This window comes from Neisseria sp. WLZKY-1, assembly GCF_046546535.1.
Taxonomy (GTDB): Bacteria; Pseudomonadota; Gammaproteobacteria; order Burkholderiales; family Neisseriaceae; genus Neisseria.
On sequence record NZ_JBKGTW010000065.1, the window covers coordinates 1 to 8,196 of the forward strand.

Genomic DNA, 8,196 nt, shown 5'->3' on the forward strand with positions numbered 1-8,196 from the left:
GTGCGAATGGCGTTTTAACAACAGTGAAATAAAAGTTCAAATTTCCATTTTGAAACAATTGGTAATAGATAATTTATCCTAGTTATCTAGGACAGCCCCAAAAGTTTTCAATCAGATGCCGCCATTTGTATTTCCCACGGTCATAACACCTCTCCGTGTTACGACCTTTGCGTGGGGGGATAACGGGCTCGATACCCTTTTGTGTCAATTCCTTAATCAGCCAGTCTGCATCAAAGGCTTTGTCGGCAAGCAGTGCACCAAAGCTTTTATCCTTAATCAGTGATAGGACGCCGCAAATGTCGTTGCGCTGTCCGGGCAGCAGTATGAAATCACATAAATTGCCCAAAGCATCGGTCAGGGCAAGGATTTTGGTCGTCATCCCGCCTTTGGATCGGCCGATTGCCTGTTTGAGCGTCCCCCTTTTGCGCCCTGACCGTGCCGATGGGTTTTGACAATGGTGCCGTCTATCATGGTGTATTCATAGTCGGCATTTGTGTTCAGATGTGTGAAAATATTTTTGAAAACATCTAATTGCACCCACCGGCGGTAGCGGCGGTAAACGCTGTTCCAGTTGCCGAACTCCTGTGGCAGATCGCGCCACGGACTGTTAATCCGCAGGTCCCTGGTTCGAGCCCAGGTCGGGGAGCCAAATTCAAACCATCTAAACAAGTGTTTAGGTGGTTTTTTCTTTGCCCTCCGTTTTGCTGATTTTGCCCTTGTGTCCAAATTGTGTCCAAAACATCCGCGTGTTTGAGCAGGTTTTCAGACGACAGGTGGGCGTAACGCTCAACCATCTTGGCATTTTCCCAGCCCCCCATTTCTTTCAAAACGGCCATCGGCACGCCGCGCTGGATCAGCCAGCTTGCCCATGTATGGCGCAGATCGTGCCAGCGGAAGTTTTCGATTCCGGCCTTCTCCAAACACTTTTTCCAAACCTTGCTGCTGATATTTTGCAGCTTTCGGCCGTTAGGCTGTACAAACACATAGCCGATACGGCGCGGTTTCACCGTCAGTATCTGCATGGCGGTTTGGTTAAGCGGCACGGATATGGCCTGTCCGCCTTTGGCTTGGTCTGCTTCTATCCATGCGGTGCGGCGGTGCAGGTCGATCTGCTCCCATTTCAAATCCAGCACGTTGCGCTGCCGCAGGCCGGTGGCCAGCGAGAAGGCAGCCAAGTCGTGCAACAACGGATAACCGTCGGCCAGTACGTCCAGCAGCCGTTGCGCTTCTTCGGGTTTGAGCCAACGGATGCGCTTTTTCGGTTCACGGTATAGCGTCAGTTTCGGAGCTTTGTCTATCCACTCCCATTCGCGTTCGGCCTTATTGAGAATGGCGCGGATAAGGGCGAGATAGCGGTTTTTGGTGCTGTTGCCGCAGGGCAGTGCTTCCACTGTCTGCATGATGAAACGGCGGTCGAGGCTGCCCAGTTCCCTGCCGCGCAGGGCGGCAAGATAACGCAGGCGGGCAATGTCGTCTCTGATACTCTTTTTCCCTCCCTTTTCGTGTATCCACTTTACGGCAGCTTCGTCCCACAGGCGTTTCGGTTTGACGCCAAGTTTCTGCTGCTGCCACAGTTCGTGTTTTAGTTGCTCAAGTAGTGCTTCGGCTTTTGCGCGGTCTTGGGTGCCAGCAGTTCGTCTAATTCTTTCGCCGCCTGCTGTCCTGATGTCAATATACCAAGTGCCGTTTCTTTGATAGATGCCCGATCTTGGGCATTTTTGTTGTTTAGGCATAATTCACTCCTGCTTGAAGCCGATGCCTGCACGGCTTCATTCTCTTTTTCAGTCAGAAAAGCGTCAAGGGCGCTGTAGCGGATAACGAAACTACGCCCTACTTTGACAGCGGCAATTTTTCCTGCGTGGATAAAGTCGCGCACGGTCTGCGGGTGGACTTTGAGAAAGGCTGCTGCTTCCTCAACGTTATAGGTTGGCTGTGCCAATGGCTGCATGGTTTTCTCTTGATAAAAAGGCAGCCTGAAAGTTTCAGGCTGCCTTGACGGTTTGTTCTATTTCGCCGATATCGTTGTCATCAAGATAACAACGTATCGGGTAGCCGGCTTTGATGGCTTCCCACTCTCTGCGTTGCAGTCCCATGCTTTCAAACAGTGAAGCCAGGGAGTAGCCGCCTCTGCCGTGAACAAAGCCGAGTATTTGTGCTTCGGCCAGTGCAATCTGATGTTCGCCCGCCTCATCCGGCTGCGGATTACAGAGGTTTTTCAGTTTGGTCAGGATATGGTTGTGCAGTCGTTCGCCGCCATCGGCATTGTCGGCACGAAAAAGGCAGTATGAGGAGAAGTTCTCGTAATCTTGCGTTAAAAAATCCACCAAAACGGCGGTTTCTTGCGGGGTGAGTTGTTCCATATTGTTCACTCTATTCACTTCCCTTTATTTCCCGGATATCCATACGACAGCAGATAAAAGAAGTATCTGTGCCGTGACGAGCAGCACTCCCGCCTGTATCAGGCATCTGCGGATTCTGTCCAGCAGATCTTCCGTATCGGCACGAAACTGTTTTTGGATTTTCAGCCCTGCCGATCCGAGCAGCTTGTCTTCAATTGCCGCTATCTCTTTACTGTTGGCGTTCATAATCTCCGCCATAATGATTTGGCGGTTGTTTTCCAGTTCTTCGGCAGATTCGGCGATGGCGGCAGCGGTCTTTTCAAACCGCTCCAAAAATGCCTGCATCTGTTCCGTCTGTTCCTGACGCCATTCTTCACGGGTTTGTTCGAGATAACGCCGGTGGACGGCCAGTACGGCTACCAGCGGATCGTCGGTGTCGACTTTGATGCCGGTCTCGACAAATACGGCGTCCACTGCTTCTTTCAAAATGACTGATGCAGATCTATCAGGTTTATCCGGCATGGACGGCATCCTCCTGCGACAGCAGCGGCAATCCGTCCAACTGCCGCCATACGTCTTGTTTGACACGGTGCAGACGGCTGCGTGCCATCACTTTGAAATCGGGATGGGCGGCCGCTTCGGCAAAAGTCAGATTGCGTTCGGTCATTTGCGCAATATCTATACCGAAGGTATCCGGATTACGGTTTTCAAGGCGGACGATGCCAAGGATGGCGTCTTTGTGCGTTTTATAGACTTTGTAGTCGTAAAACTGCCTGCCGTCCTGTTCCACTTTGCCTTTGAAGTCATTCAGCCATACCACAAACTCTGCTTTGATGCTGTTCAGGGATTGCAGCAGCCCGCCCATGCAGTCATCCAACGCCTGTCCGCCGTTCAGCGGCACATGAACCACCGTGCGTACGCCTGCGTCACGCAGCAGTTCGGGTACTTGGTTATCGGCCAGATAGGACATCAGAGGAACAAAGGTTGCCGCACCGTTGTCTACTACGGCTATGCCCTCCCCTTCGATCAGCTCTTCCATCAAACCGTCGAAGCGGCGGGTGTCGATATGGTTGTTTTCCGTCAGAATGTTGACGGTTTGGGGTTGCAGTTGCCGGTAACGGCTGAATGTTGGATTGACGGGGTCTGTGTCGTAACAGTGCAATTCTTCCCCTGCGTTTCTTTCATGCAAATACTGGGCAATCAGCGATGCGATGAACGATTTGCCTACTCCTCCCTTACCTTGGGCAATAAAATGGACTTCTTTCATAAGATGAATTTTTTTCCTGTAATTGAGGCCGTCTGAAAATGAAGTTTCAGACGGCCTCTGTGAATAAAAAGACCCGCAGATTCGCTGCTGCGGGCAAGCTGTTCGGAGCGCACGCACTCCAAGCAGAAGTGAAGCGGTTTTTCTTTCAGCGTCCCACCCACCGGCCGCCTTTTTCCGGCGTACCTTCATAGCGCACGCCTTTGTCCATGTCCGTCCACGGATGGTTAAAGTATGCGCTACAGTAAGACGGCGGAGTGTTACTGATGCGTATTTCCTTGATTTCCTTACACTCGTTGTAATATCCTCTACATACCTGTGTTTCTACGACGTATTTCAGCATTTTGTTGAGCGACTTCGCATCACACCGTCCGGCTCCGTTTGCCAGTGCGCCAATCAGATCGGACATCCCCTCCTCTTTTGCGGCGGGACAAAGATTGAGGAAATTGAACCGTGCTCTGATGGTATCGCCCAGCCGTTTGTGATTGATTGAGAAATAACGCTGCAGGGAACGGGCACACTCGCCCGGACGCTCGCTGCTCGACAAACACAGAATGGCCTCGCAGGCCAAGCCGGTATCCCCCGTCAGCTCTTTGCCCAAATCCTGCACTTTGTCCAAGGCTGCAGCCTGAACCGGCAAAACGGCGGCAACAGCGGCGGCGGCAAACAGAGTTTTGATTTTTACTTTCATAATTGACTCCTAAATATCCGCCAAGGGCGGAACAATAAAAATGCCGCCCGATAGTGCGGCAGCATCCTTGCTTTTGTCAGATAAAAACCGGATAATTGCGGCCTCTCACAGCGTGATTACCCTGTTTTCACCGATGAAGAAGCCGCTTTTGCAAGAAAGCGGCTTTTTCATATTCTGACAACCCGCACTGCCCATCCTTCCGCGCATCTGCTGACGGATGCCGCCCGAACGCTGCCGGACATCAGTCTGTCCACCAGCCGTAGGGCAGCAGCCTGCGTCGGATAAACGCCCGCTTCGGTAACTGCTTGCGGTTTGGGTTTGTTCTTCATAAAAGTCATAGTCAAATCTCCTGATTTGGTCTTAAAAAAGCAGCCTGAAAACGATTTCAGGCTGCCTAGAAGAGAATACCGGCCTATTCATGCGTTAATGCCCCGGCCAAGACAAAGCTGCGGTGTCTCAAAGTATACGGTAACGACAGGCCACACCTGCGCCGCTGCGTCCTTTCCGCCTTTACTGCCGGTGGAAACGACAAGCCTGCCGTTAGAGTTAGGTTTGATTTAATAATGTTCTGTTTTTTGCTTATCTCCCTGCTTGTTTTATCAAAAGGACAATTCCCCAAACAGAAGCCTGCTCATGCCCTGCACAAGCAGGCTTGAATTTGGATAATGTTCAGGCCGTCTGAAAAGACGGCTTTATATATAGACGGGTCAAACCCGTTTGCCCGCAGATGCGGGTTTGAAGTCAAATTGTCGGTTGGGGCTTGTCCGTAGATTATCGCCCCGCATCGGGGATACGCCCCGATTACAAGATACGTCCGGCTGCCGCCTGTTACCGGACGCGAACGCGCCACCCGGATGCACGGCATTTACTTGCATCGGCCTGTCGGATAAGGCCGGCAGCCTGTTAACGCTTTCCCCTGATTGCTGGGCGGCTGCAACGCTGACGGATTGTTAAGGATCAAGGTATTGCTTCAATGTTTGCAAGTTTATCAAATGATAAATTTAAAAGCAAGTGAAATTTATCATTTGATTTATTTTTGTGGGATTTTTTCTACAAGGGACAATGGAATTCGCCGAGTAATAACGCTTTGCATTTTCATTTGGCTTATTAAGGAGCAAAAAATGCAAAACTCCCCTTTTTTGAATGATTCCGACTTCATTACATGGTTAGCAAACAAGGCTTGGATTATTTCTATTGATGACGATAGTCAAATCAATATTAAATTGTTGAGAGATGAAGCATTTGTTGTAATCCCTGAACAACTTCCTGAGTTGGTATTAAATAGGGATTTGATTAGCAAAGAGATTGCGCAAGCGATATACATAGCTTTATCAACGCAACGAGAACTTGATAAATAGGAAAGCAGCCTGAAAGCACATTTAGCTTTCAGGCTGCTTTTTCCGTGGATTGGTCTCAAACCAGTTATGTGACAGACTACCTAAAAATTTCCAGGAATCTTGTTTTTAAAATAAATTTCTCAGCACTGTAATTACACGTCCCACAATCCCAATTTCGCCCATTTTAGAAAAAGGGATAATTAAATCGGGAAATAATGCTTTATCTGTATTATCGCTAGACAACCTAAACTCATCCCCAATTAGTCTAAAAAATCGCTTCACATATAGGCGTCCGTTCATACAAACCAAAAACACATTTGCATCAACCCATTCATTTTGTGTGGCATCAACAATCAAACGGTCGTTAACTATCAGATTGGGCGACATATTATTATCGCTAAAATTATATTCAAACACTTTTTCAGATGATACCCCGTTGTCTAACAGCCATTTTTTAGTCAAAGCACCATCCGCAATTTTTTTTAGTTCGAACGAATTGCTGTTTGAACTAACGGAGACTTCAATTAAAGGAAGGTAAATAGACGTTTCAAGCGGAAATGCGTTTTCCGATAAGTGCACGGGAGAAGGCTGGTCTAAAAACCCCGTACTTAAACCAAGATTCCGTTCAATCTTTCGAGCGAGCTGTTCGCCCAAATTTCGAATGGGGTTCATGCCAATAATATGACTCAACTGGCTTGGAACAATATCTGCTTTATCTGCCAATGCGCGCTGTCCGCCATACTGTTCAGCCAAAAGGCGCAGATTAGCTCGTCTGATTTCTTTGGTATCCATAGTTAACGAATCTACCAAGAATAGAACGTCGATAAAACGCGCAACAGATAAACAAACATTGCTTAAAAGTTTATCAAATGATATATTGACTGCCTAATTGTAGGAGCTTTCATGAAATTATCCGATTATTTTAAAAAGATGCCGCGTGGCACAAGATTGACTTTGGCTGAAAAAATCGGTTGCCACCCTGTGTACCTTACTCATATATCTACAGGGCGTAGGATACCGTCTGCAAAAATGGCGATTGATATTGAAGCTGCAACAGATGGAGCAGTCAGTCGCTATGATTTACGTGATGATGCCTTAGAAATTTGGGATAACACTCAAAAACGTATCTAAGCCATGCTCATCCCTGATCTCAAACCCCACCTGACGCAAGCCTTCTCTCCGCTGTACACGGATTTTGTTCCGCTGTGCGACGGCAATATGCAGGCGTGCGAACTGCTGGCCAACCTGTTCCACTGGACGGAATGGGCGGAGCAGCAGCCGGACTACCGTACCCGCTGCGGGTGGATTTACAAGACCGCCGAACATCTGAAAGCAGAGCTGGGCATGACCCGGCGCGGCTATCAGAAAGCGCGTGCCTGTCTGCTGGATTTGGGCATCATCCAATACCGGCGCGGCGGCGTTCACGGCAAAATGCACTGGCTCTTAAACGTGGCCAAACTGGCCGAGCTGATTTACACCAAGGTGCGCGGCCTTCCCGCGCCTGCATTCAAATCCGGCGAACAGTTCGATGCCAACGGTTTCAGGCTGCCTGCCTTTGTGCCCTTGGATCTGTGGAATGCCTATCTCAAAATGCGTACGGAAAAAGGCAAAGCCCTGACCGCTGCGCAAAAGAAAAACCTGCTCAAAACCTTGACCGGTTTTCATAAGAGAAAGCTGGATCTGTCCTTAATCATCACCAATGCCATCAACGGCGGCTGGTTCGGCTTCTACGCCCCGGAAAACCGCCCCAAACCTGCTGCCGCCAAAGACGGCAACGCCGCTATGGTGGCCGAGTATCAAAAAGCAATGGCCGAAAAGGCCAAACCGCCGCCTGACCCACCGCCCCGCAACCCCGACAACGAAGCCCGGCGAAAAACGCTGGATCTTCTGAAAAAATGCTGAAACGGCTGACTTTACGGTACAGCCGCTTTCAGGCTGCCTGCAAACCGTAAACCCGGCCGTTTTTCCTGCCCAAACCGCCAATTCCGCCCGCCCGAGCCGTTAAAAAGCCGCCGGCGGGATTTTTTTGCCCGAAAAACGGCCGGTTTTCTCCGACAAAACGGTTTTTTTCCTAATTTTCGGCCGTTTTTTGCCTGTTTAAATTTCCCTTTTTTATCACGTCTTTGTACAAATCGGACAAAGTACACTGCACAAAACGGTACAAGCTCTTTGCTCAAAAAAGCCGGACTCTATACAGAGATAACTTACAGAGACGACAGGCATAAAAAAGCAGCCTGAAGGCTGCTTTGGCGGGGGTTGTTTTTTTGTTTTTCAGGAAAGAAGATACCGTTTTTTAAGCAATCTCTTTTTCTTATATAACATAATGCCTTATCCCCATTTCTTATCAGGTATGCACAGATTCTGTGGATAAGCGGCAAAGGCTGATCAATAGACCTCTTGCGAAAGTATCCTGAAGATTTACAATTTCCAAATGAAATACGAAAACCTAATCCAAAGAAGCGACAGGGAATTCAAACGGCTCACAGGTGTAACGCCCGTCCTTTTTCATGAAATGCTGCAAGTCACCACAGAAGCAGAAAGCCGGAAGGTCAAGTCGGGCAGGCC

The 8,196-nt window shown here is 49.1% G+C and carries 10 protein-coding genes, 1 tRNA gene and 4 pseudogenes; 6 read left to right on the forward strand and 9 right to left on the reverse strand.

Annotated features, from left to right (window positions below):
* A pseudogene (locus ACLD9W_RS11370) lies at positions 1-82 on the forward strand (IS1595 family transposase); the annotation flags it as partial.
* On the opposite strand, the gene ACLD9W_RS11375 reads toward ACLD9W_RS11370, so the two are convergent.
* Positions 83-400, reverse strand: coding sequence for a transposase (locus ACLD9W_RS11375; protein ID WP_410842136.1), 318 nt, complete (start codon positions 398-400; stop codon positions 83-85).
* Positions 376-567: pseudogene (locus ACLD9W_RS11380) on the reverse strand (IS5/IS1182 family transposase); the annotation flags it as partial. The pseudogene ACLD9W_RS11380 and the gene ACLD9W_RS11375, both read right to left, overlap by 25 nt.
* On the opposite strand from ACLD9W_RS11380, the gene ACLD9W_RS11385 reads away from it, so the two are divergent.
* Positions 538-649 (forward strand) — tRNA-Asn (locus tag ACLD9W_RS11385). The pseudogene ACLD9W_RS11380 and the gene ACLD9W_RS11385 sit on opposite strands and share 30 nt — an antisense overlap.
* A gap of 49 nt (positions 650-698) precedes the next feature.
* Here the strand turns inward: ACLD9W_RS11385 and ACLD9W_RS11390 are convergent.
* From ACLD9W_RS11390 to ACLD9W_RS11415, 6 genes and pseudogenes are all read right to left on the reverse strand, one after another.
* A pseudogene (locus ACLD9W_RS11390) lies at positions 699-1,700 on the reverse strand (tyrosine-type recombinase/integrase); the annotation flags it as partial.
* Positions 1,583-1,948 carry a helix-turn-helix domain-containing protein gene (locus ACLD9W_RS11395; protein WP_410842127.1) on the reverse strand — a complete coding sequence of 122 codons (366 nt, stop codon included), beginning with the start codon at positions 1,946-1,948 and terminating at the stop codon, positions 1,583-1,585. The gene ACLD9W_RS11395 and the pseudogene ACLD9W_RS11390, both read right to left, overlap by 118 nt.
* Before the next feature lie 34 nt (positions 1,949-1,982).
* Complete coding sequence (locus tag ACLD9W_RS11400; RefSeq protein ID WP_410842128.1) at positions 1,983-2,360, reverse strand: hypothetical protein; 378 nt, start codon at positions 2,358-2,360, stop codon at positions 1,983-1,985.
* 24 nt (positions 2,361-2,384) lie between these two features.
* On the reverse strand, positions 2,385-2,861 hold the full coding sequence (locus tag ACLD9W_RS11405) for a hypothetical protein (protein ID WP_410842129.1): 477 nt from the start codon (positions 2,859-2,861) through the stop codon (positions 2,385-2,387).
* Positions 2,851-3,606, reverse strand: a complete 756-nt coding sequence (locus ACLD9W_RS11410; RefSeq protein WP_410842130.1) for a conjugal transfer protein TraL — start codon at positions 3,604-3,606, stop codon at positions 2,851-2,853. The genes ACLD9W_RS11405 and ACLD9W_RS11410 overlap by 11 nt, the downstream gene beginning before the upstream one ends.
* 145 nt (positions 3,607-3,751) lie before the next feature.
* Complete coding sequence (locus ACLD9W_RS11415) at positions 3,752-4,294, reverse strand: TrbM/KikA/MpfK family conjugal transfer protein (RefSeq protein WP_410842131.1); 543 nt, start codon at positions 4,292-4,294, stop codon at positions 3,752-3,754.
* Between the two features lie 1,121 nt (positions 4,295-5,415).
* On the opposite strand from ACLD9W_RS11415, the gene ACLD9W_RS11420 reads away from it, so the two are divergent.
* On the forward strand, positions 5,416-5,652 hold the full coding sequence (locus tag ACLD9W_RS11420; protein ID WP_410842132.1) for a hypothetical protein: 237 nt from the start codon (positions 5,416-5,418) through the stop codon (positions 5,650-5,652).
* Between the two features lie 105 nt (positions 5,653-5,757).
* Here the strand turns inward: ACLD9W_RS11420 and ACLD9W_RS11425 are convergent, their stop codons facing one another.
* The gene (locus ACLD9W_RS11425; protein WP_410842133.1) at positions 5,758-6,423 is read right to left on the reverse strand and encodes a helix-turn-helix transcriptional regulator; all 666 of its coding nucleotides are present in this window, start codon (positions 6,421-6,423) and stop codon (positions 5,758-5,760) included.
* 111 nt (positions 6,424-6,534) lie between these two features.
* On the opposite strand from ACLD9W_RS11425, the gene ACLD9W_RS11430 reads away from it, so the two are divergent.
* The 3 genes and pseudogenes from ACLD9W_RS11430 to ACLD9W_RS11440 form a co-directional block, all read left to right on the forward strand.
* Positions 6,535-6,762 carry a transcriptional regulator gene (locus ACLD9W_RS11430; RefSeq protein WP_410842134.1) on the forward strand — a complete coding sequence of 76 codons (228 nt, stop codon included), beginning with the start codon at positions 6,535-6,537 and terminating at the stop codon, positions 6,760-6,762.
* A gap of 3 nt (positions 6,763-6,765) precedes the next feature.
* Positions 6,766-7,533, forward strand: a complete 768-nt coding sequence (locus tag ACLD9W_RS11435) for a hypothetical protein (protein WP_410842135.1) — start codon at positions 6,766-6,768, stop codon at positions 7,531-7,533.
* A 529-nt stretch (positions 7,534-8,062) separates the two neighbouring features.
* A pseudogene (locus ACLD9W_RS11440) lies at positions 8,063-8,196 on the forward strand (IS5/IS1182 family transposase); the annotation flags it as partial.